This is a genomic window from Pseudolysinimonas kribbensis, assembly GCF_030161895.1.
In the GTDB taxonomy this organism is placed as follows: domain Bacteria; phylum Actinomycetota; class Actinomycetes; order Actinomycetales; family Microbacteriaceae; genus Pseudolysinimonas; species Pseudolysinimonas kribbensis.
Window position 1 is genome coordinate 3,525,025 of sequence record NZ_BSVB01000001.1, and the last position, 19,848, is coordinate 3,544,872.

At 68.6% G+C, this 19,848-nt stretch carries 30 protein-coding genes and 3 pseudogenes; 24 read left to right on the forward strand and 9 right to left on the reverse strand.

Features of this window, described 5'->3' with window-relative positions; translation table 11 throughout:
- Positions 1-14: 14 nt before the first annotated feature.
- The 3 genes and pseudogenes from QQK35_RS19305 to lnt form a co-directional block, all read left to right on the forward strand.
- Positions 15-263 (forward strand): annotated as a pseudogene (locus QQK35_RS19305) (apolipoprotein N-acyltransferase); the annotation flags it as partial.
- Between the two features lie 43 nt (positions 264-306).
- Positions 307-642, forward strand: coding sequence for a hypothetical protein (locus QQK35_RS19310; RefSeq protein WP_284255773.1), 336 nt, complete (start codon positions 307-309; stop codon positions 640-642).
- Complete coding sequence (gene lnt, locus QQK35_RS19315) at positions 597-1,583, forward strand: apolipoprotein N-acyltransferase (RefSeq protein ID WP_284255774.1); 987 nt, start codon at positions 597-599, stop codon at positions 1,581-1,583. The genes QQK35_RS19310 and lnt overlap by 46 nt, the downstream gene beginning before the upstream one ends.
- Here lnt and QQK35_RS19320 read toward each other — a convergent pair.
- From QQK35_RS19320 to QQK35_RS19340, 5 genes are all read right to left on the reverse strand, one after another.
- Positions 1,580-1,957, reverse strand: a complete 378-nt coding sequence (locus tag QQK35_RS19320) for an RNA polymerase-binding protein RbpA (protein WP_284251983.1) — start codon at positions 1,955-1,957, stop codon at positions 1,580-1,582. The genes lnt and QQK35_RS19320 overlap by 4 nt on opposite strands.
- Before the next feature lie 140 nt (positions 1,958-2,097).
- Positions 2,098-2,223 (reverse strand): glycerophosphodiester phosphodiesterase family protein, encoded by a 126-nt coding sequence (locus tag QQK35_RS19325; RefSeq protein WP_284251985.1) that lies wholly within the window; start codon positions 2,221-2,223, stop codon positions 2,098-2,100.
- Positions 2,190-2,822: a glycerophosphodiester phosphodiesterase family protein gene (locus tag QQK35_RS19330; protein ID WP_284251987.1), complete on the reverse strand. Its 633-nt coding sequence runs from the start codon at positions 2,820-2,822 to the stop codon at positions 2,190-2,192. The genes QQK35_RS19325 and QQK35_RS19330 overlap by 34 nt, the downstream gene beginning before the upstream one ends.
- 47 nt (positions 2,823-2,869) lie before the next feature.
- Entirely contained in the window at positions 2,870-3,808 is a 939-nt protein-coding gene (locus QQK35_RS19335; protein WP_284251990.1) for an SPFH domain-containing protein, read from the reverse strand.
- Positions 3,805-4,311, reverse strand: a complete 507-nt coding sequence (locus QQK35_RS19340) for an NfeD family protein (RefSeq protein WP_284251992.1) — start codon at positions 4,309-4,311, stop codon at positions 3,805-3,807. The genes QQK35_RS19335 and QQK35_RS19340 overlap by 4 nt, the downstream gene beginning before the upstream one ends.
- A 56-nt stretch (positions 4,312-4,367) precedes the next feature.
- On the opposite strand from QQK35_RS19340, the pseudogene QQK35_RS19345 reads away from it, so the two are divergent.
- From QQK35_RS19345 to QQK35_RS19380, 9 genes and pseudogenes are all read left to right on the forward strand, one after another.
- A pseudogene (locus QQK35_RS19345) lies at positions 4,368-5,137 on the forward strand (SDR family oxidoreductase).
- 94 nt (positions 5,138-5,231) lie between these two features.
- Positions 5,232-5,600, forward strand: coding sequence for an NUDIX domain-containing protein (locus QQK35_RS19350; protein WP_431311829.1), 369 nt, complete (start codon positions 5,232-5,234; stop codon positions 5,598-5,600).
- Positions 5,597-5,878, forward strand: coding sequence for a hypothetical protein (locus QQK35_RS19355; RefSeq protein ID WP_284251994.1), 282 nt, complete (start codon positions 5,597-5,599; stop codon positions 5,876-5,878). Before QQK35_RS19350 ends, QQK35_RS19355 begins: the two co-directional genes overlap by 4 nt.
- Complete coding sequence (locus QQK35_RS19360; protein ID WP_284255542.1) at positions 5,875-6,195, forward strand: GNAT family N-acetyltransferase; 321 nt, start codon at positions 5,875-5,877, stop codon at positions 6,193-6,195. The genes QQK35_RS19355 and QQK35_RS19360 overlap by 4 nt, the downstream gene beginning before the upstream one ends.
- Positions 6,167-6,466 (forward strand): annotated as a pseudogene (locus tag QQK35_RS20745) (hypothetical protein); the annotation flags it as partial. The gene QQK35_RS19360 and the pseudogene QQK35_RS20745, both read left to right, overlap by 29 nt.
- A gap of 35 nt (positions 6,467-6,501) precedes the next feature.
- A complete protein-coding gene (locus tag QQK35_RS19365; protein WP_284255543.1) occupies positions 6,502-6,678 on the forward strand; it encodes a sterol carrier protein domain-containing protein in 177 nt (58 codons plus the stop codon).
- An 8-nt stretch (positions 6,679-6,686) separates the two neighbouring features.
- Positions 6,687-6,836 carry a hypothetical protein gene (locus QQK35_RS19370; protein WP_284255545.1) on the forward strand — a complete coding sequence of 50 codons (150 nt, stop codon included), beginning with the start codon at positions 6,687-6,689 and terminating at the stop codon, positions 6,834-6,836.
- 29 nt (positions 6,837-6,865) lie between these two features.
- Positions 6,866-7,384 (forward strand): heme-binding protein, encoded by a 519-nt coding sequence (locus QQK35_RS19375; protein WP_284252001.1) that lies wholly within the window; start codon positions 6,866-6,868, stop codon positions 7,382-7,384.
- A 385-nt stretch (positions 7,385-7,769) separates the two neighbouring features.
- Entirely contained in the window at positions 7,770-7,973 is a 204-nt protein-coding gene (locus QQK35_RS19380) for a hypothetical protein (RefSeq protein ID WP_284252003.1), read from the forward strand.
- A 115-nt stretch (positions 7,974-8,088) separates the two neighbouring features.
- Here the strand turns inward: QQK35_RS19380 and QQK35_RS19385 are convergent, their stop codons facing one another.
- Both QQK35_RS19385 and QQK35_RS19390 read right to left on the reverse strand, forming a co-directional pair.
- Positions 8,089-8,364 (reverse strand): hypothetical protein, encoded by a 276-nt coding sequence (locus QQK35_RS19385; protein ID WP_284252005.1) that lies wholly within the window; start codon positions 8,362-8,364, stop codon positions 8,089-8,091.
- On the reverse strand, positions 8,361-8,525 hold the full coding sequence (locus QQK35_RS19390; protein ID WP_284252007.1) for a hypothetical protein: 165 nt from the start codon (positions 8,523-8,525) through the stop codon (positions 8,361-8,363). Before QQK35_RS19390 ends, QQK35_RS19385 begins: the two co-directional genes overlap by 4 nt.
- A gap of 411 nt (positions 8,526-8,936) precedes the next feature.
- On the opposite strand from QQK35_RS19390, the gene QQK35_RS19395 reads away from it, so the two are divergent.
- The 12 genes from QQK35_RS19395 to QQK35_RS19450 all read left to right on the forward strand — a co-directional run bounded on the left by QQK35_RS19395 (position 8,937) and on the right by QQK35_RS19450 (position 18,148).
- Complete coding sequence (locus QQK35_RS19395; protein WP_284252009.1) at positions 8,937-9,326, forward strand: hypothetical protein; 390 nt, start codon at positions 8,937-8,939, stop codon at positions 9,324-9,326.
- Between the two features lie 119 nt (positions 9,327-9,445).
- Positions 9,446-9,571, forward strand: a complete 126-nt coding sequence (locus tag QQK35_RS19400) for a hypothetical protein (protein ID WP_284252011.1) — start codon at positions 9,446-9,448, stop codon at positions 9,569-9,571.
- Positions 9,572-9,870: 299 nt separating this feature from the next.
- Complete coding sequence (locus tag QQK35_RS19405; RefSeq protein ID WP_284252014.1) at positions 9,871-10,086, forward strand: hypothetical protein; 216 nt, start codon at positions 9,871-9,873, stop codon at positions 10,084-10,086.
- 70 nt (positions 10,087-10,156) lie between these two features.
- Positions 10,157-10,324, forward strand: coding sequence for a hypothetical protein (locus tag QQK35_RS19410; RefSeq protein WP_284252017.1), 168 nt, complete (start codon positions 10,157-10,159; stop codon positions 10,322-10,324).
- Between the two features lie 91 nt (positions 10,325-10,415).
- On the forward strand, positions 10,416-11,579 hold the full coding sequence (locus QQK35_RS19415; RefSeq protein WP_284255546.1) for a hypothetical protein: 1,164 nt from the start codon (positions 10,416-10,418) through the stop codon (positions 11,577-11,579).
- A gap of 11 nt (positions 11,580-11,590) precedes the next feature.
- Entirely contained in the window at positions 11,591-12,412 is an 822-nt protein-coding gene (locus QQK35_RS19420; protein ID WP_284255547.1) for a hypothetical protein, read from the forward strand.
- Positions 12,409-12,681 carry a hypothetical protein gene (locus QQK35_RS19425; RefSeq protein WP_284252021.1) on the forward strand — a complete coding sequence of 91 codons (273 nt, stop codon included), beginning with the start codon at positions 12,409-12,411 and terminating at the stop codon, positions 12,679-12,681. The genes QQK35_RS19420 and QQK35_RS19425 overlap by 4 nt, the downstream gene beginning before the upstream one ends.
- A 90-nt stretch (positions 12,682-12,771) precedes the next feature.
- Positions 12,772-13,752, forward strand: coding sequence for a hypothetical protein (locus QQK35_RS19430; protein ID WP_284252023.1), 981 nt, complete (start codon positions 12,772-12,774; stop codon positions 13,750-13,752).
- Positions 13,753-13,872: 120 nt separating this feature from the next.
- A complete protein-coding gene (locus QQK35_RS19435; protein WP_284255548.1) occupies positions 13,873-14,970 on the forward strand; it encodes a rolling circle replication-associated protein in 1,098 nt (365 codons plus the stop codon).
- 430 nt (positions 14,971-15,400) lie between these two features.
- Complete coding sequence (locus QQK35_RS19440) at positions 15,401-16,246, forward strand: tyrosine-type recombinase/integrase (RefSeq protein WP_284255549.1); 846 nt, start codon at positions 15,401-15,403, stop codon at positions 16,244-16,246.
- Complete coding sequence (locus QQK35_RS19445; protein ID WP_284255550.1) at positions 16,243-16,587, forward strand: helix-turn-helix domain-containing protein; 345 nt, start codon at positions 16,243-16,245, stop codon at positions 16,585-16,587. Before QQK35_RS19440 ends, QQK35_RS19445 begins: the two co-directional genes overlap by 4 nt.
- A 235-nt stretch (positions 16,588-16,822) precedes the next feature.
- Positions 16,823-18,148: a hypothetical protein gene (locus QQK35_RS19450; protein ID WP_284255551.1), complete on the forward strand. Its 1,326-nt coding sequence runs from the start codon at positions 16,823-16,825 to the stop codon at positions 18,146-18,148.
- Between the two features lie 7 nt (positions 18,149-18,155).
- Here QQK35_RS19450 and QQK35_RS19455 read toward each other — a convergent pair whose 3' ends face one another.
- Positions 18,156-19,394 carry a PIN domain-containing protein gene (locus QQK35_RS19455; RefSeq protein WP_284255552.1) on the reverse strand — a complete coding sequence of 413 codons (1,239 nt, stop codon included), beginning with the start codon at positions 19,392-19,394 and terminating at the stop codon, positions 18,156-18,158.
- On the reverse strand, positions 19,346-19,848 hold a 503-nt coding region (locus QQK35_RS19460; RefSeq protein WP_284255553.1), incomplete at its 5' end, for a tetratricopeptide repeat protein. The genes QQK35_RS19460 and QQK35_RS19455, both read right to left, overlap by 49 nt.

Here is a 19,848-nt window from a genome sequence, read left to right on the forward strand (position 1 = left end):
CCTATGCTGAGCCGGTGCGTGCCCGCCCCGCTCTGCCGCTCGGATGGGCGCTCCTGGTCGCCGTATGCGCCGGCTTCATCCTCGACGGCGCGTTCCCCGACATCGACGTCTGGCCGCTCGCGTTCCTCGGCATCGGGCTCGCGCTGCTGATCCAGCAGGGCCGCCGGCTCGGGTCGGCGTTCCTGGTGGGCTTCGTGTTCGGCACGGTGTTCTTCGGCTGGCAGGTCTTCTGGGCGACCACGTTCCTCGGGCCGCTTCCGTGGGCGGCCCTGTCGGTGTTCATGGGCGCATGGTGCGGCGCCGGGGATGCTGATCACGCTCGCCTACCGCTGGGTGCCACCGGCGTTCCCGACCGCGGTCTCGCGCCTGCTGTTCCTCCCCGCGGTCGTCGCCGGGCTCTGGACGCTCCGGGAGGCCGTGGCGAGCGTCTGGCCGTGGGGCGGCTTCGCGTGGGGCCGGGTCGCGCTCTCGCAGTCCGACAGCGCGATCTCCGACCTCTTCCCGTGGCTGGGCGTCTCGGGCGTGAGCTTCGTCATGGTGTTCCTGTGCGCGGTCGCGCTGGCCGCCATCCAGGAGGGGTGGCGCAGGCGCGGTCCGTGGCGGGAGCCGGTGGCGGTGGGGCCGCGCGCGCCGCTCTCGTGACCGCGATCGCCGCGTTGATGGTGGTGATCCCGGCGTTCCCCGTTCCGACCCACGGGACGCTCCGCGTCGGCGCCGTGCAGGGCGACACGAAGGCGGGCTACTTCGACCCGCCCGCGCGCGTCGGCGACAACCTGCTGCGGCAGATCCAGAAGACGCAGCCCGTCTACGGCCGGCACGTGGATGTCGTGGTGTGGCCCGAGGGGGCGTCCGACCTGGATCCGCTGGAAGACCCCGACGCCGCGGCGCTGTGGGACGAGGTGGCCCAGCGCGCCGGTGCGCCGCTCGTGGGCGGGGCGATCACCGCGCGCACGTCGCACGGGGTGACCCGGTACTACAACACGTCGATGGTCTGGCAGCCGGCGCGGGGCGGAGAGACCGACCACTACGACAAGAAGCATCCGGTGCCGTTCGGCGAGTACGTGCCGGCCCGGCCGTTCTTCCACGCGATCGTGCCGAGCCTCATCGATCTCATCCAGCGCGAGTACACGCCGGGAACCACCGACGACGTCATGGACGTCGGCAAAGCCGTCGCCTCGATCGCGATCTGCTTCGACATCGTCGACGACCAGATCATGACCGACGGTGTCCGGGAGGGCGGTCAGCTGGTCTTCGCGCAGACCAACAACGCCGACTTCGGGCAGTTCACCGACGAGAGCGTGCAGCAACTGGCGATCGCCCGGATCCGGGCGCGCGAACTCGGCCGCTCGGTGGTCAACATCTCGACCGTCGGTACGAGCGCGATCGTCTACCCGGACGGCACCGAGCACGACCGGCTCGCGACCTACACGCCCGGCGTGATGATCGACGACGTGCCCCTGGCCACGACGATGACGCCCGCCGTGCTCGGCGGGCGTCAGATCGAGTGGCTCGTGTGCGGGCTCGGCGTCGGCGCGCTGGTCGCCGGCTTCACGGTCCGCTTCGGCCGGAGGCGGAAGAGCTAGGCGCTCTTCTTGCTCCCGGCCTTCTCCTGGCCGCGGCGTGCCCGGAGGTACTGGAGGCGCTCCTGCAGCAGTTCCTCGAGCTCGGCACGGCTGCGGCGCTCGAGCAGCATGTCCCAGTGGGTGCGGACCGGCTTGGCTTCGACCGGCTCCGACTCGACGAGTTCGCCCTCGTCATCGACGAGGCGTCCCTCCTGTCCGCTCCGGGGCGAGGCCCAGGTCTCCGGGACGTCCGCCTCGGCGGCGAAGACGACCTCGAAGGTCGAGCCGTCCTCGGTGCGGTACGTGACCTTCTTGCGGGGTGAGAACTCGACGCCCTCTTCGCTCTGCATGCTCTGTGAGCCGAGTCGCATCCCGCGCAGGCTGCGATCTGCCATCGTGTGGCCTCCTGACGCTGTGGTGCTCGCGCCCGGTGGGACGCGACTCATATACAACCCGAGGGTGGTCGCGTTCATGCCCGGGGAGGGCCCTTTTCAGAGCTTTCACAGCGGAACCCGCCGACCTCGCAGTGAACGGATCAGGGTGCCGCGCGCCGGCGCACCGCATCCATCGCGAGGTCGCATCGGTCGGTGATGATGCCGTCCACCCCGCGGTCCAGCAGTCGCCTCATCATCGCGGGGTCGTTGATGGTCCAGACGTGCATCTCGATGCCGAGCTCGTGAACGGCCCGGATGACGCGGGGGTCGTCGCGCGTATGCGCAGCACCCGGAGCGGGAGCTGTACGGCATCGACGTCGCGCAGGGCCCGTCGCACCAGCATCCGGATGCCGAGCTTGGCCCCGACCACCGTCGCGAGCACCGCGAGCGACGAGGCCGAGGTGGCCACGCCGTCGAGCCGCCGCACGGTGCTCCGACGCCGCCGGCCGTCGAACGACCCGACGAGCACCCGGTGCTGGGCTCGCGCTGCGGCGATGGCGCGCGCCGCCGGCTCGCTCGCGGCCGCGTGCTTGATGTCGATGTTGAACCGCGCGTCGGGGAACGCGTCGAGCACCTCGGTCAGGGTCGGATAGGTCTGCCCGGACCCGAGGTCGATCCGTGCGAGCTCGGCCGCGGTCAGCTGATCGATCCTCATGTTCCGGCCGGCGACCCGGCGCAGATCGGGGTCGTGGCTGACGATGGCGACGCCGTCCGCCGACGCATGCACATCGGTCTCCACGTAGGCGACGCCGGTTGCGAGCGCCTTCACAAAGGCGAGCATCGTGTTCTCGGGAGCCTCGAGGGCGAGCCCGCGGTGGGCGAGCACCCGCGGGGAGCGGGGAGAACCAGTCCGCATCGGGGCCGGGGGCCGCGCTACTCCTTCTTGGGCGCACCCGACCCTCTCGGGGCATCCGGGTCGCGCGGCGCGAAGAAGCCCGCTCCGATGTTCTGCAGGGCCTCGGTCAGTTCGCTCGGGATGATCCAGAGCTTGTTCGACGCCCCCTCGGCGAGCTTCGGCAGCGTCTGCAGGTACTGGTACGAGAGCAGCTTGCTGTCGGGATCGCCTGCGTGGATCGCGCCGAACACGGTCTCGATGGCCTTCGCCTCGCCCTCGGCGCGCAGCACCGCGGCCTTGGCGTCGCCCTCCGCCTGGAGGATCGCGGCCTGCCGGTGCCCCTCCGCCTCGAGGATCTGCGACTGCTTCGTGCCCTCGGCCGTGAGGATCACGGCGCGGCGGTCGCGCTCGGCGCGCATCTGCTTCTCCATCGAGTCCTGGATGGAGGCGGGCGGGTCGATCGCCTTGAGCTCGACACGGCTCACCCGGATGCCCCACTTGCCGGTGGCCTCGTCGAGCACGATGCGCAGCTGGCCGTTGATGTTGTCACGGGAGGTCAGCGCCTCCTCGAGGTTGAGGCCGCCGACCACGTTGCGCAGGGTCGTCGTGGTGAGCTGCTCGACCGCACCGAGGTAGTTGGCGATCTCGTAGGTCGCGGCCCGGGCATCCGTCACCTGGAAGTAGACGACCGTGTCGATCGAGACGACCAGGTTGTCCTCGGTGATGACCGGCTGCGGCGGGAAGCTCACCACCTGCTCGCGCAGGTCGACGAGCGGGCGGAGCCGGTCGACGAAGGGCACCAGGAGGTTCAGGCCCGGCATGAGGGTCTTGTGGTAGCGGCCCAGCCGCTCCACGATGCCGGCGTACGCCTGCGGGATGATGCGGATGGACCGGAACAGGACCGTCAACACGAAGATCGCCACGATGACGATCACGATGATGAGGATCACGTCGCCGAAGATCTGACCGTCGGTCATGAGGCGCTGGCTCCTTCTGAGGGTTCGTTTCGATGCCGCTCGGCCGGCGCGACCACGGCGGTCGCCCCGTCGATCGCCGTGACGACGACCTGCTCGCCCTCGATCAGGCGATCGGATGCCGGCCCCGCGTTGCCGAGCCGGGAGGTCCAGGTCTCGCCGTTGGCGAGCTTCACCTGACCGCGGCCGTCGGCGAAGGCGACGACGACGGTGCCGGTCAGGCCCAGCAGGGCCTCCACGTTCGTGCGCGCCGGATCGCCGCCGCGGCGCAATCGGTGCAGCAAGGGCGGGCGCACCACGAGCAGCAGCAGAAGCGCCAGCACGCCGGCGACGATGATGTCGACCCACCACTGGGCCCCCAGGAGGCCGGCGACGAGGCCGCCCGCGCTGCCGATGGCCAGCATGAGGAAGGTGAAGTCGAGGCTGAGCACCTCGACGATCAGGAAGATGAGGATGAGGGCCAGCCACACCACCCACGCCCAGCTCGAGATCACGTCACTGGGCATGATTCGAAAGTACCACCCGGCCCGGCGGGCGGAGGGGTTGGGTAGGGTCGGATCCCGTGAACGATGAGGCTCCGCTCGCGGCCGGCACGCTGTCCGGCATCCGCGCCCTGGTCACGGGCTCCAGCCGGGGGATCGGCGCCGATACGGCCCGCTACCTGGCCGACGCCGGCGCCCGGGTCGCCATCAACTTCCGCAACAAGGAGGCGCGTGCCCTGAAGGTCGTCGCCGGAATCGAGGAGGCCGGGGAGAGGCCATCGCCGTCGGCGCCGACCTCACCGCTCCCGACTCGGTCGCCGCGATGTTCGCCATGATCAAGGCGGAATGGGATGGTCTCGACCTGCTCGTCTTGAATGCCTCCGGCGGCATGGAAGGCGGGATGGCCGAGGACTATGCGCTCCGGCTCAACCGTGACGCCCAGGTCGACGTGCTCGAGAAGGCGCTGCCGCTGATGCCGTCGGGGTCGCGCGTGGTGTTCGTGACCAGCCACCAGGCGCACTTCATCGAGACGACCGCCACGATGGACCTCTACGAGCCGGTGGCTCGCAGCAAACGCGCCGGCGAGGACGCGCTTCGCGCGCGCCTCGGCGAGCTCGACGAGCGCGGCATCTCCTTCGTCGTCGTCTCGGGCGACATGATCGAGGGCACCATCACGGCGACCCTCCTCGAGCGCGCCCAGCCCGGTGCGCTCGAGTCGCGGCGCGAGGAGGCCGGACGCCTGTACTCGGTCGCCGAGTTCGCCGCCGAGGTCGCGAGGGCGGCCGTGGACCCGATTCCGGATGATCACACCCGGCTGGTCGGCGACGTGAGCGGTTTCCAGAGCCCGTGACCTTCCGCGCCACCTCCCGGGTGCTGCTGTTCGACCCCGACGATCGGGTGTTGATGTTCCTGCACTACGGCAAGGACCGCAGCATCCCGCCGCGCTGGATCACGCCGGGCGGCGGCGTGGATCCGGGGAGGACCACGACACCGCGGCGATTCGCGAAGTGCGCGAGGAGACCGGGCTGGAGCTGGACGGCGTCCCGGCGCCCTTCCTCGACACCGACTTCGATCCCGACCAGCGCTGGCACGTGTACGACCGCGGGCACTGGGCCTGGTACGCCGTGCGTGTTCCGGCGTCGTTCGAGCCGCAGCGCGACGGATGGACCGACGAGGAGCTCCGCGACATGGTCGACTGGCGCTGGATGAGTGCCACCGAGCTGGAGGCCGAAGCCGCCTCCGCCCACGAGACCGAGCCGACCGAGCTGCCGGACCTCGTGCGCGCCAACACCCCACCGAAAGGGAATCCGTGACCCGGCTCGAGCACTTCACGGCGGCTGACGACGAGCGCACCCGCACGTGGGCGCGCGCCGTTCCGCAGATGTACCACGGCGCCGATCCCGATGAGACGCGGTTGAGCTGGCTGGTCGACTCGGCGGTCGCGGACGGCGCGATGCTCACCGGCGCCTACGAGGACGCACCGGGCGTGGACGGGCGGATCGCGCCCGTGGGCACGTTCGCGGCGGTTCCCGGCACTCTGAATCTCGGCGGGGCGCCGGTGACGGCATCCTCATCGCCTCCGTCGGGGTGAGGCCGACCCACCGCCGTCAGGGACTGCTGCGACGAATGATGGAGCAGTCGTTGCGGTCCTCCGCCGACGCGGGCGTGCCGCTGTCGATCCTCACCGCGAGCGAGGGCGGGATCTACGAACGGTTCGGCTTCGGCGCGGCGGTCTGGCGCGGTCCGCTGCGCCTCGACGTCCGCTCCGGTCTTCGGCTTCGAGCCTCCGGCAGGGGGTCGGTGCACGAGGTGGATCCCCACTGGCTGATGGATCGCGCACCGACCGTCTTCGAGCGCTTCCACACGCTCGTTCGGCTCGGTGAGCCGGCGCGCCGAGTTCCTCGGTGACGTCCTGTTCGAGCCGACCGGCGATCGGCTGTCGGCGCTGGTCCGCGCCGCAGTGCACCTCGGCGAGAACGGTGAGGTCGACGGGTTCGCGTTCTACCGGCCCAGCACAGCGTGGGCGCACTCCCTCGAGATCCTCGACCTCATCGCCCTGACACCCGACGCCTACCTCGGGCTCTGGGCCCTGCTCGGCAACACGGACCTCGTCGACACCCTCACGTTCGACGGCGCGGTGCTCGACGAGCCGATCCGGCACGCGGTCGTCGACCCCCGCACGGCGGCCGTGACCGGGGTGCACGACTCCTCTGGGTGCGCGTGCTCGACCCCGTCGCCGCGCTCGGATCCCGCCGCTACCGCGGAGCGGTCGCCGAGACGATCGTGCTGGACATCCGTGACGATCTCGGACACGCCGCCGGGCTCTTCGAGGTCGACGTGCGCGGGGAGCGGCGTCGGTCCGTCGGGTCGAGGCGGCCGCTCCCGATGTGACCATGGACGTGGCGACCTTGGGCGTGCTCCTTCTCGGCACGGTCACGGCCACCGAGCTCGAGCGCTCATCGCGTCTCACGCTCGCGGGCGTCGCGGGGGAGCGGCTCGACGCCGTGTTCGCGCCCACGTCTCCACCCCGGTTCTACTCGCAGTTCTGACCGCCGACCCGGCGCCTGAAGGGATCCTCATGACCGATCTGCCCGTGTACACCGCCGCCGATATCGACCCGACCGGGCTCGCGGTGGAGTCGTTCGACAACGATGACGCCGTGGAGCTCGGCCTCACCGCCGTGGAGGCCATCCGCATGTCCGGCAGGAGCCTGGCGGTGCGGATCGTGCTGCGCGGCGACGTCGTGTTCCAGGCGAAGCTGCGCAGCACGGGGCCGGGCAACGACCCGTGGCTCGCCGGCAAGGCGGCCGTGGCCGAGCGCTTCGGCGAACCGTCACTGCGCGTCCGCCGCACGCACGAGGAGGCCGGCACACCGTTCGCCGAGCGGGCCGACGTCGATCACGAGGTGCTCAAGGCGCACGGCGGCTCGGTGCCGATCCGGGTCGACGGCGAGGTCGTCGGCACGATCACGATGTCGGGGAGCCGGACGTCGTCGATCACCAGGTGGTCACCGACGCCGTGCGGGGCTACCTCGCGCGACGCGGCTGATCCACCGGCGCCGCCACCCGCCACCCGCTGCCCGTCGACCACGAAGTAGATCGAGGGGCGCAGTTGCGTTATGTCAGCAGCCACGGTGCGATCGACGAGGCGACAGGTGGCCACGGTCGAGGCCTCGATCCGGCGCGACAGGCCGGTCTCGGCGAAGTGGCGTTCAGGCGCTCGTCGCCCGCTCGTCGACGCCGTTCGAACCGGCAGAGGCATCGAACGGCCGAATATCGGCGCCTCGTGACCGGTGGAACGTCGATTCCGGGCCGCTCGGCGAAAACAGAAGGTTGCGCGAGCGTCACCCGATAATCAGTATTATGTCAGGAGGCCCTTGGACCGGTGCGGATGAGATTCCCCGCGATGTGGTTGTGGCGATGCGGCACCTGCGCAAGCTAGCGCGGTCCCGGTCGTATGTGCGAGTCGTGACCGTGGATCGGGTGAACGAGCGAACCGGCGAGGTTCGGGAGCGTCGTGTCCGGCGCCGTCACGCCTACCTGGCCGGACGCTCGACGGGCACCGGGTTCCTCTCGGTGAACGACGGCCCGTCGACGGCGCGGGATATCGCCCGGCTGCTCGCGGCGGACCGTGGCGAGCCGCACACCCTGGATGGCATGCGCGACTCCTGGGTGCTGGTGGCTTAGCGACGCCGATCGCGCCGACTGAGAACGGTTCTCACGGCCCATCTGATGGCGGCGGTGACGGCGACGAGGGCGAGCGCGATCGCGAGGTAGATCCAGTCGCCCCGCTCGACGGCGCTCACCATAGCGGGACCTCGATCACGTAGCAGCCGCGGTCGTCCTGCTCGGCTGGGCGCAGCTGTAGCTCGGCGTAGGTGTCCTCCCACCCGTAGGGGCCGGCCCAGCGGACCCGGTACATCCACGCGTGGGTCTGCCCGTTGGCGTGTCGGGCGGTCACGATGCCGCGCTGGGCGCCCTGCACGGGGATGCGGGGCTCGACGGGCGCGCCGACCTCGTAGGCCGGGCGCTGCATGGCCGGGGTGGCGGTGGCGTAGTCACCGCGGCGCCCGGTCACTGGCAGCAGTCCGTGTCGATGGCGAGGCTCGGGTCCTCCGGGAGCGGGTGGTAGGCGGTGGTGTGGTCGGGGTCCCCGCAGATGCCGCACGGCTTCGGCTGGTGCGCGGGGCGCGGCGCGTGCCGGATGTCCGGGTAGATGGGGCTGTAGTGGTCGTTCATGATCTTGCTCTCCTTCGCTGTTCGCAGCGATGCGGCTGCATCGCTGCACCCATGCCCCGGTGCGCGGAGCGGAGCGGCTGTCAAGGGTTCCGGAGGACGGCCCGACGCTGGGACTCGTGGAGCACAGGAACGGAGTTCCTTCCTGCACCCCTCCCCCACTGCCGTCTGTAGGGCCCTTGACGGGCGCGTAGCGGAGTGCAACGCCCACGCTGGGCAGAGACACGCGGACGGGGGTCCGTTAACGGGGAGGGCCCGTCAGGGGCCGGTGAGGGGTCCTCGAGAATTGGCCCTAGAACGGGGGTAGGACTCGCTGGGTCCGGTGGTTGCGCTGGCCTTGTCAAGTAATCCATAGTTCTCAGTACATTGCCTCGTGACTTGGCTGTTCGGGGCACCTAGACGAAGGAGCCCGCTGTGGCGATCAAACGGAACTTCAAGCAGCACCCGCTCGTGATCCTCGACGCGCTCGTGCTCGATGTGGACCGCGATCTGTTCGAGGTGCGCGACGAGGTGACGCGGCAGAAGACGGGTGAGGTCATCGACAAGGGTCGCGTCCTGACGGTGCAGACCGCGGGCCTCCGGGACGACGCGGAGGTCGAGGAACTGGTCGTCAAGGTGCCGAACGAGTTCGACTCGGTGGAGTTCGAGCCGCGGACGCGGGTCCTGGTGCTCGTGGACTACAACGAGTGGGACATGCAGGGCCGGCGCGGCACGTCGATGAAGTTCGCGGGGTTCGTGAGCCCGTCGATGGTGTCCGCGTGGGCGACCATCGCGCAGAGCCAGACGGCGGCGGTCCCCGCCTAGCGCGGGGTCTGCCAGCGTCGGAGAACTTGGCCGTTCCCCATGCTCGGATACATCTGTAGTTTCGTGATCCTGGCCCTCGGCGTCGGGTGGATCGGCGCTTTCGTCTGGGCGGCGCGCTCGTGAGTACCGACGAGGCGGTCGCGTTCGGGATGGCGAGCGGGGCGTGCCTGGCGGTCTGCTGCTGGGCGCTCGGCAGGGCCGTCGGCGTGCTCATGGAGTGGTCGCTGCGGAGGTCCCTCCGATGACTCTCGACAACATCTACGCGTTGGCCCAGGACGGCTTGTACCTGCTGCTGACCGCGGCGTGCCTGGGCCTGTTCACGCTCGGCTTCCGGCTCTCACGAGAGTTCTTCGGATGACGGCCGGGGTGGCCGGAGCGCTGCTCGGCGTCGTCGCGATCTGCTGGGCCATCGGCGCCGGCATCACCGCGTTCCGGACGGTCGTGCGATGACGGACACGGCAGTGCAGATCGTCTCTCTCCTGGTCGGGTGCTGGGTCCTCGGGCTCGCGGTCGGCGTCGCTATCAACCTCGGAAGGCCCCGGTCGTGAGGGCGCGGGGCAAGGTGACCGTGAGCCGCGACGCGCGCGAGGCGACGGGCCGGCCGAACGTGTGGCTGTTCCTGCGGATGTGTACGTGGGAGGGCATGACGCCGGTGGAGCAGCCGACGCTGCGTCTCGGGCTCGCGCTGTGGCGCCAGGGGCGTCCGCATCAGGCGCGCGTCGTGCTGGACCGGCTGAGCGTGCATATCGAGCGCGCATAGAGACCCCTCGGCGGCAATCCCGCTGCCGAGGTAACCGGCCCTCCTGGGCCACAAGATGGAAGGAGATGTCATGACCGATCCGGGTTATTCCTCGACGGACTTTGCGGCGTCGATCCTCACCGCGGCCACGGGGGCGTTGCCCTACATCGGCGGCGGTGTCGCAGCGGGCGTGGTCGTGTTCGCGGTCACGTTCGGGATCCGCAAGGGCATCGGCGCGCTCCGCGCCGTCGGCAAGTAACCGCCGCGAGTCCCCCGCTCTGCGCCCCGTCCCCCGGCCCCCAGGGGCGGGGCGCACTGGCTCCCCGCATCCTCGACAGGAGAGAGACGCTATGAGGCGCACCGTCGCTCTGATCGCCGCAGCGCTGCTCGGCACCGGCGTTCTTCTGCTCGGGGTTGCGGCGCCGGCCGGTGCGTTGACTCCGCCGATTGCGCCGCCGGCGCTGAACGGGCTCCCGTCGGTGATTACAGGCGGCACGGCGGTGGCGGGCGCGACCACCGATCAGACGATGATGGCGGTGATGCTCTACCGCATGGCGAAGAGCAGCGCCTTTCAGAATGCGGTCCGCGCGCGGGCGGCGGGAACGGCTAGTTCGACCCAGGTCGCAGCGCTGACGAGTGAAGCTGAGAGTTACACGATGCCAGCGACGAAGCTCGCGACGCTCGGCAAGGCGGTCGGCGGCGCGACGGCGGCGCTCGGCAGCTATGAACTCGGCGCGCAGCTCGGACACGGCATCCTCGGCCTCGCTGGCGTCAACGCGGACGGCGCGGTCTGCGGCAACACGAGCGGAGTCGGTCAGGCGGTGGTGGGGTTCATTACCGGCGTTAACTGCGACGACTACAACTCGATCCCGCACGGCTTCGTCGCCAACACCGACGTGTCACCGAGACCGTCGGGGTGGACCGCGACGACCCTTTATCGCGGGTATGTCGCGCCGCCCGGAACGAGCTACTTCGGGTGCGTTCTCAGCGCGGTCACGGTCGTCGGCAGTAACGCGAGCTACACGTGCAAGGTGATCCCTGGATCGCAGAGGCAGACGTTGGATTCCGGCGTCGCGTTCTGCAGGAACACGACTACTCCGACGTCGTTTAAGCAGGTGAACCAGACGTACTCGATTAGCCCGCCAGTCGGTGAGAGCCCCGCGAATTACGCCCCCGGAGTAACGGGCGACACCTTCACGATGAGCGTCGCGTGCGGCACCGGCTACGCGCCGTATTCGATGTTCACGTCGTCCCCTGGGCCGGGCACCGATCAGGCGCAGGCGGATTATCCGGGCTCGTGTGCGCAGCCGACCGGATCCCCGACGCCGGTCCGTTGGTACGCCGCGACGGCTACGTGCGGCCCGGGCCGGGGACTAACGCCGACCCCGACCGGGTGCTTCGGTGTGTCATCGCGTACACGAGCGGGGCGACGTCACAGCAGGACTCGGCCGGATTCAGGGAATCCTCGGGCGTGCTGCCTGAGGTGTCGTGTCCTACGCCGGCGAGCGGGCTGACGGTGTCGAGCGTGTCGGTGCTCGAGGTCGGAGGCGGCGTGACGAACACGCTGTGGACGCAAGCGACCACCCCGGAGTTTCAGAGCGCTCAGTCGCTGGCGCCGGAGTGTTCGAACGGATCGTGCCTGCTGGATCTGAGCAAGAGCGGCGTGAGCTGCTTCCAGTCGCCGGACTCGTGCACGTCGTGGTTCTCCGACCCGAACAAGGCATCGACGTACTCGTGCAGCTATGGGACGCATGCGGTCGACCTCAGTGAGTGCAACGTCTATGCTCCGACGTTCACGGCTCAGGCGCGAGCGACCGGCAACTACTACGGCGACCCGGCATCGGGCGACACGCTGACGAACCCGGGCACCACGACCGGCGCGGCGACCGGTACTGCGTCGTCTAACCCCGATCCGGCGTCGTGCTGGGGCGCGCTGTCGTGGGGCGACTTCAACCCGCTGGACTGGATTTTGACTCCGGTGAAGTGCGCCCTCCAATGGGCGTTCGTGCCTGACGGTGATGCGGTCGCGGCGGACGTGGCGACGATGACGGACGCGTGGGCGGATACCCCGATGGGGAAGGCTGGCGCGATCATCCCCGCCTGGTCGTTTCACGATGTCGGGGGCGGGTGCGGCGGCATCACTTTCGACGTGTCATGGCTGTTCCCCGATCACAGCGCGCACTCGATGACGATCATGCAGGCGTGCCCGGGCGACGTGCTGGCCCCGGTCGCGTCGTGGTCGCGGGTATTTGGCGATCTGGCCTTCGGAGTGGCCGGCGCCCTCGCGGTTACGCGGTACATCGGGGCCGTGGTCGCGTTCAAGGGTGTGGGCGGGGGCGACTCGTGATCGTTCAGTGGCTGATCGACGTTGCGACGGGGTTTGCTGCCTGGTTCGCGAGTCTGTTCCCGGTGTGGGAGCCGCCGGAGTGGCTGGTCCACCTGGATGACCAGGTCAACCCGGTTCTCGACAACCTCGCCGGGGTGGGGGCCTGGGTCGATTGGACGTTCATTCTCGCGGTGGTGAGCGCGGTTCTCCTGTGCTGGGGCATCACGTTGTCGATCAAGGTCCTCCGTGCGGTGGCGTCGTATCTGCCGTTCATCGGAGGGGCCGGATAGCCGGCGGGTTCTGCCCGGGAGGTCGCGTGAGCGACCGGGAGGGCAGAACCCCCGTGAGCGGCCGGCCGACGCGAGGAAGGAAACACCGAGATGACGCGTAGCGAGAAGCGATCTGCACACGCGCTGGAGCGCATCGCTGACTCGATCGAGCCGAGCAGCCGCCCGCGCGACACGGCGCGCCTGGACCCGTCCGAGCGGCTGCCGCTGACGGCTCGGATCGTGCTCGCGGTCGGCGGTAGTCCGAAGTCGCAACAGCGCGCGCGGGTGGCCCGTCGCGCTTTCCCGATCCGCGCCTACGTTGGCCCGAACGGCGGCGGCAAGTCCCTCGCCATGGTGCACGACGTGCTCCCGTCGCTGGCTCGCGGCCGGCGGGTGCTCAGCACGGTCCGGATCCTCGACGCGGCGACGGACAAGCCGCATCCGCTGTGGGTGCCGTTCACTGACTTCGAGCAGCTGCTCGACGCTGAGCACTGCGATGTGCTCATGGACGAGATTGTGGGCATCGCGTCGAGCCGCGAGGCTATGCGGCTGCCGGCCGCGGTGCAGAACGTGCTCGTCCAGTTGCGACGCCGCGACATGACCCTGGGTTGGTCGGCGCCGTCGTGGGCTCGGAGCGACAAGATCATTCGCGAGGTCACCCAGCTTGTGACCGAATGCCGCGGATACTACCCCGCCCCGATCCGGGTGGACAACGACGGCCAGGTGCGGTTGTGGGCGCCGCGCCGGGTCTTCCGGTGGCGGTCGTTCGACACCCTCGATTTCGACGAGTGGACCTCGGGCAAGCGCGACAAGCTGACGCCCGTGGCGAAGCAGTGGTTTCGCGGTCCTGGCTCGCTCGCGTTCCGGAGTTACGACACGCTCGACGCGGTGTCGATGGTCCGTGGTGGCAATCCGGATGGGGTGTGCTCCTACTGCGACAAGAAAAAGCACGTCGAGTACTGCAAGGGCCACACCGCGGAGGAGATTGCTGAACTTACCTTCGACGCGGAGCACCTGCTCGCCGGCGAGCCCGTTCGAACGGGTGTTCACTTCGAGCCGGTCGCGGCGGAGGCTCCGGTGAGCGCGGGATGAAGAACGCCCCCCACATGGCTAGATGCGGGGGCGTTGAACTTGGCCGTTCAGTCCCCGATGCTAGACCTCGCGCCCGCGCTGCGCGAGGCCCGCATGCTGTGCATCCCCTCGCGGCTCGACGTGCGCGCCGCGGCCGCGCTGATTCCCCGTCCGGAGCCGGTGGGCCTGTCGAGGTTCGGCCATCAGGTCACGAACGAGACTCCGCGCCGCTACGAGCGGCCCGCGTTCTTCCTCGATATCGCGCCGGGCCTGGTTCGGGTGCGCAAGCGACTTGTGGCGGAGAAGTTCGGCTACGGGGATGATGACGGTGTGGACGATTCCGAGGATGACGCCCCCACTCGCGGCCGGGTGACGGAGTGGTCCGAGCGCAGCCGCAACCGGATGACGGTCACCCTGGAATCCCTCGACTACGAGCCCATGTTCTCCGATCCGGGCCGCCGCGCTGCGATGGTCACCCTGACCCTTCCGGGCGTCGGTGACGACGGGGATCCTGACTACTGGGAGTCCCTGGTCCCGGATCTGCCGACGTTCAAGAAGATGGTCGATCGGTTCGTGCGTGCCTACGCGGTGACGTGGGGCGAGCATCTCCGCGGCGTCTGGAAGATGGAGTTTCAGCGCCGGGGCGCGCCGCACCTGCATATCCTCATGGCGCCGCCCGCGCGGGGTGAGCGGCGGTCCGTTCGTGTGCGTCGGGAAGGCCGGGGTGTGACGATCCCGAACCAGTCGTTCGTCAAGTGGGCGGGGTACCGGTGGGCGGATATCGTCGGAGCGACCGGGCAGGCTCGCCGCGATCATGAGGCGCGCGGGGTTGATCTGTCGGAGCGCGAGGTGGAGCGCTACGCGGACCCGCGCCGGATCGGCACCTACTTCGCGAAGCACGGGTCGTTCACCGCGAAGGACTACCAGAACGACATGCCCGCGCACTGGCGCGCGAAGATCCTCGCGGGCGAGAGTGGTGGCGGGAACTTCTGGGGCTACTGGGGTCTGGAGAAGGCCGTGGAGACGGTCGAACTCGCGCCCCGGCGTGCGGGTGCGGCGCGCCCTGCGGCGGTGCGGGCGGGCGAGCTGGAGCCGCTGCGGCGCCGCTCCCCGAGGGGGACAGAACGGGCGTGGCCGTGGGAACGGCCATTATGTCAGTATGTAAATACTCTTTGTGCGTCTGATGCAATTACCGCATCTTTCGCGACCGGGACGATTTGCGCGAGAACCATCCCCTGACCTGGGGTTTACAAGGTCACGTTCATCGTCGATGACCTTGCCTGGCTTGGCCAGAGCCCGTGCACGCGTGGGCCCTTGAATGCGGCTTGACCGGGCATTTCTTGAACGCAAGTTGCGGCAGACGCAAATAATGTGCGACAGTCGCAACGTGCCCCGGAGCGTGTTCAGCGCGTGAAAGACGAGCGCGACAACGTCGTCTTCGCCCTTCGGGAGCGAAGCGCCGGATCCTGATCGCTTCATCGCGGAGGTGCTTAAGGGCTGGGAGCGCCAGCAGCAAGCGAAGGACTTCTCCCCGCCACCATCCGCGTTCGTCGCAAGCTCGTGCAGCAGCTCATCGACTTCAGCGGCCACTACCCGTGGGAATGGACACTCGGCGACGCCGACGAGTTCTTCTCGCATGCCCGCGGCGTGAAGAACCTCTCACTCCACGGTGCGCAGCTATCAGACCTCGATCAAGCTGTTCTGCGACTACGCGACAGACATCCGCTACGACTGGAACGAGCAGAGCGCCCGCCTGTTCGGGAGCGTGTTCGTTCAGATCGTCACGGAGCTGAACAGAGTCACCCACTCGGTCCCGACCGAGACCCGGCCGAAAAAGCGACCCTTCACGCAGAACGAGCTGCAGCAGCTGTTCGATCTCGCGGACCTCGAGGTGGTGCGGATCCGTGAGTCCGGCCGACGAGGCGGTCTCGCCGCATGGCGCGACGCGGTCGCGTTGAAGACGACGTACGCGTGGGGTCTTCGCTCGAACGAGGTCCGACACCTGCAGTTCGTCGACTTCTCCCGCAACGGCTCCGCGCCCTACTTCGGCGATTTCGGCGTCCTGCGAGTCCGATGGGGCAAGCCGCCCCGAGGATCCGCGAAGAAGGTCCGTTCCGTGCTGACCGTCTGGCAATGGTCGGTGGACGTGGTTCGGGATTGGGTCGAGTGGGGACTGGAGGAGTTCGGAGATCCGATCACGGATCTGTTCCCCACCTCTGGCGGGAAGATCGTCGGCGAGTCGCATCTCTGGTCGAAGTTGCGCGCCCTGGTCGACGAGCTCGGGTTCCCGCCGGGGCTCGACATTCACTCCTTCCGGCGCTCCTACGCGACCCATCTGCAGTACGTCGAGAAATTCGACGCGACCTTCGTTCAACACCAGATGGGTCACGCGCACGTCTCGACAACCACGGGCTACACCCTCCTCCCCGACTACCAAGTGCTCGCACTGAAGGCAGCGCACGAGCGCACCCTCGCGGCCGCACAAGCTCTCATCGATGAAAAGAGGAAGTCATGACCCGACGCGAGATCGACTACGCGTGGCACCTGCCCGAGCTCATGGCCCGGCGCCACATCCGGAAGGCCAAGGACCTCGCCCTGCTGCAAGAGCGTGGCATCACCCTCACCGTCAACGCGGTGTGGCGGATCGTGAATCAGGACCCCGAGCGTGTCTCGCTCAAGGTGCTCGCAGCGCTATGCGACGTGCTCGATGTGACACCGAACGACCTCATCACCTTCACCGCGCACGACACGGCCACCGTCCGCACGAAGAGACGGGCCGGCTCCCGCGCCGACGGCATCCCCGACATTCGCGACCACAAGCCCGTGCGAGCTCGCATCATCGACGATGACCAATAGCAGCGGCCGCCCAGCCACCGGCGGGAACGGGTCGCGGCGCTCTCCCACGATCCAGGGGTTCGTGGAGCCTCGGAAGCGCGGCCGACCGCGAGCGGAGGGATCTCTCACCTGCGACCGATGCCGGCAGGCCACCCCTCGGATACGGGTCCGGTGGCCCGACGGCCAAGTCTGCGGAGCATGCTTCACCCAAGCGACGCACACCTTCGGCACCTGCGCCGGATGCGGCGAACACCGGATGCTGCCTGGCCGCTCCCCCGAAGGCGACCTATGGTGCCGAAGCTGTGCCAGTATCACGACCGCGCTCACATGCGACCGATGCGGCCGAGAAGCCGAACGATTCCGCAAGGGTTTCTGTGCACGCTGCGCGCTCGAGGACGACCTCCGCGACATTCTTCGACCCGGCGACGATCTCCGCCTGCACCGCCTGGTTGGCGTTCTCAGCTCCGCCGAACGCCCCGAAAGCGTCTACACCTGGATGCGCGGAGCCAAAGCCAGAGACCTTCTGAGCCGGATCGGCGCCCGGAACCTCGAGCTCACCCACGACGCCTTCGATCAGCTGCGCGGCTCAACTGCGGCCGAGCATCTCCGTGCGATCCTCGAACACCACCGCATGCTCCCCCAGCGTGAACCACTCCCCCTTGTCCGGTTCGAGACGTGGCTCACCGAACGCGTCGCGCAGCTACCCGACGACGGCACCCGCGCCACCATCGGACGCTTCGGCACCTGGCACCACCTGCGCCGAACTCGTCGCCGGGCCGACCATGCGACTGCGCAGCTTCAGACGGTCACGCACGCGGCCAAGCAAGAGATCACCGAAGCCGGAAAGTTCCTCTTGTGGCTCCGAGACACCTACGACGTCGGACCTGCCGCTCTGCAACAGGCGCACGTCGACGAGTACCTCAGCAGCGGCACCAGCACGCGCCGGCATATCCGGAACTTCGTGCGCTGGCTCAACCCCGAACAGCAACGCCATGGCGCGAACCGGCTCGACGCTCCCCGCCGTGCAGCACAGTCCGAGCCCCAACTCACCCAGAGCCAGCGGATCCAACTCGTCGTCAACTGCCTCACGCTCGAGCAGGTCACGCTCTCCACGCGCATCGCCGGCCTGCTCCTGCTGCTATGGGCTCACCCGCTGAACAAGATCGTCGCCCTCACCACCGCCGACGTCACTCTCGAGCCGGACGCGATGCACATCCGCCTCGGCAAGATCCCCACCCTCGTCCCCGAGGCGATCGCGCCGATGTTCTGGACCCACGTGCGCAACCGGGCGAACCAGCAGACCACCAACACCGGCACCGACTGGCTCTTCCCAGGGACGCGCGCCGGACACCACCTCCACGAGAGCACCCTCAGCGAGAGGCTTCTCGTCCTCGGCATCGACGGCCAACGCGCCCGGAATGCGACCTTGCGCGACCTCGGCCGTGAACTCGACCCGAAGAGCTTGATCAACACCCTCGGGTACGCCCCGGCCATCATTGCGGCCCACGTTGCCCGAGCCGGAGGCTCCGGCTCGGACTACGTCACCCTCCGGCGCCGCGAACTTGGCGACCAGGCGCGTTGATGGACGTTCAGCGGGCCATGATGACCTCGAGGGCGAGCTGTCGTTCGACGTCTTCGAGCCGCGAGATGAGTCCGACCGCATAGGGCGCTGCGACGGGATGGCCGTTGCTGTTGACCAACGCGACGAAGACCTGACGGAACGCGGTTTGGAAGGCCTCACTCCAACGAGAGATCTCCCCGCGCGCCCCGTTGACGACGAACACGAGACACGAGGCGTCCATCCATTGCTGACCGATCAGGTTGCGCAGAACGATCACCTGGTTGTCGAACGCAGCCTGGGCGTCGCCGGCGACGTCGCGCGCGTAGCTAGCGGCGATCCGAGTCCACGCAGAAACGTGATCGGGAAGAGCGACATTCGCGGCAGCGGCTTTGACCATCAACGCGATTTTGTCGGGAGCGTGCTCCGGGCCGCTGTGCAAGAGGGCCGCCGCGAGGCCCTGCGGCGCGTATTGCTCCTCACGCCCGGCGGCATCCCACACCCAGTCTCGGAACGGGACTCCGACCGTCCAGTTGCGGATCAGATCGACGTCCGCCGCGTCCGCATCCACAGCGTTGAGAGCGCCCGTCACGCGGAGACGCGCTATCAGGGTCGGCGTGCCAAATGTCAGGGCACCAGCTTCTCGGGCGACGACGCGCGTCGCGACGTCATCGCACCAGAACGGTAGACCTCGCTGCACTGCAAGATCCAAAGCCGTGAGCCACGGATCGTGCTCATCCCCGAATCGTTGAGCGACCTCGGTTGCGAACTGCGTGTTGCCGACGCGATCGGTCTGACGGAACCACTCGTAGAGGGAATTCGCGTTCTCGCGCTGAATACGGAGCTCGATGGGATCCTGAGGGCGGAAGGTTGCCGGAGCGTCTGGCCCGCTGGGGATGAACACTTCGACCTCGCGCGCGAACGCTTCCCGCGCCGCGCCGGCGTCGACCATCTGCTGCGAAGTCGATATCAGGCGTGGGAACCGTGATGCGAGGAATTGTGCGCGGTCGCGGTCCAGAACGGTGAGTGTGAACAGTGCAGTGACGTCGACCACAACCCCGGAGGTGATCGCTGCATCGACTGCAGCGGACTCATCGACGCCTTGGATGAGGCCGGCGAATCTCGGCGAGCGATGCCCGAGATTGATGAGCTCGGCGAGTTGTCTACCTGTCGGCTTGGCAGCGACGCCGATCGGGAACAGGCCCTTCCTGAGCTTGTCGTTCAGCTCCTGCATCGCGGGATTGTGTTGGCCGGCGGCGAGCTCGTCCATCTGCTGCATGATCGAGGCCGGGTCATCGGGATCGACTTCGATGCGGCGGAACGCGTTCTCGCCTGGTATTCACGCTCGAACTGGTCGAGCAGCTTGTACGGAGTGATGTCCGGAGACCGCTCCGTGAGTCCCTCCCCCATCGTCAGCGCGGCGACGGCGAAGTTTCGGACGTGCCGGTTGTCGGCGAACTTGGTGACGATCTCGAAGAACTCCGCCAACGTCGCCATGTCGTTACCGTGATGACGGAACAACAGCATCCACAACGTGGCGTCATCGGCGATCCGCGGCGTCGGCCGGTACGTCTTCCAATCACGGTAGGCCTGGTCGAGATCGCCCGAGTCGTGGCGTAGCCGGATCAGCGCCCACTGCGCGGAAGGGGAGTCCGGCCGGACCCGGAGCAAGCCTTGCGCGGCGGTCAGCGCGGCGGCGAAGTCGCCGAGTGATGACCCGCACT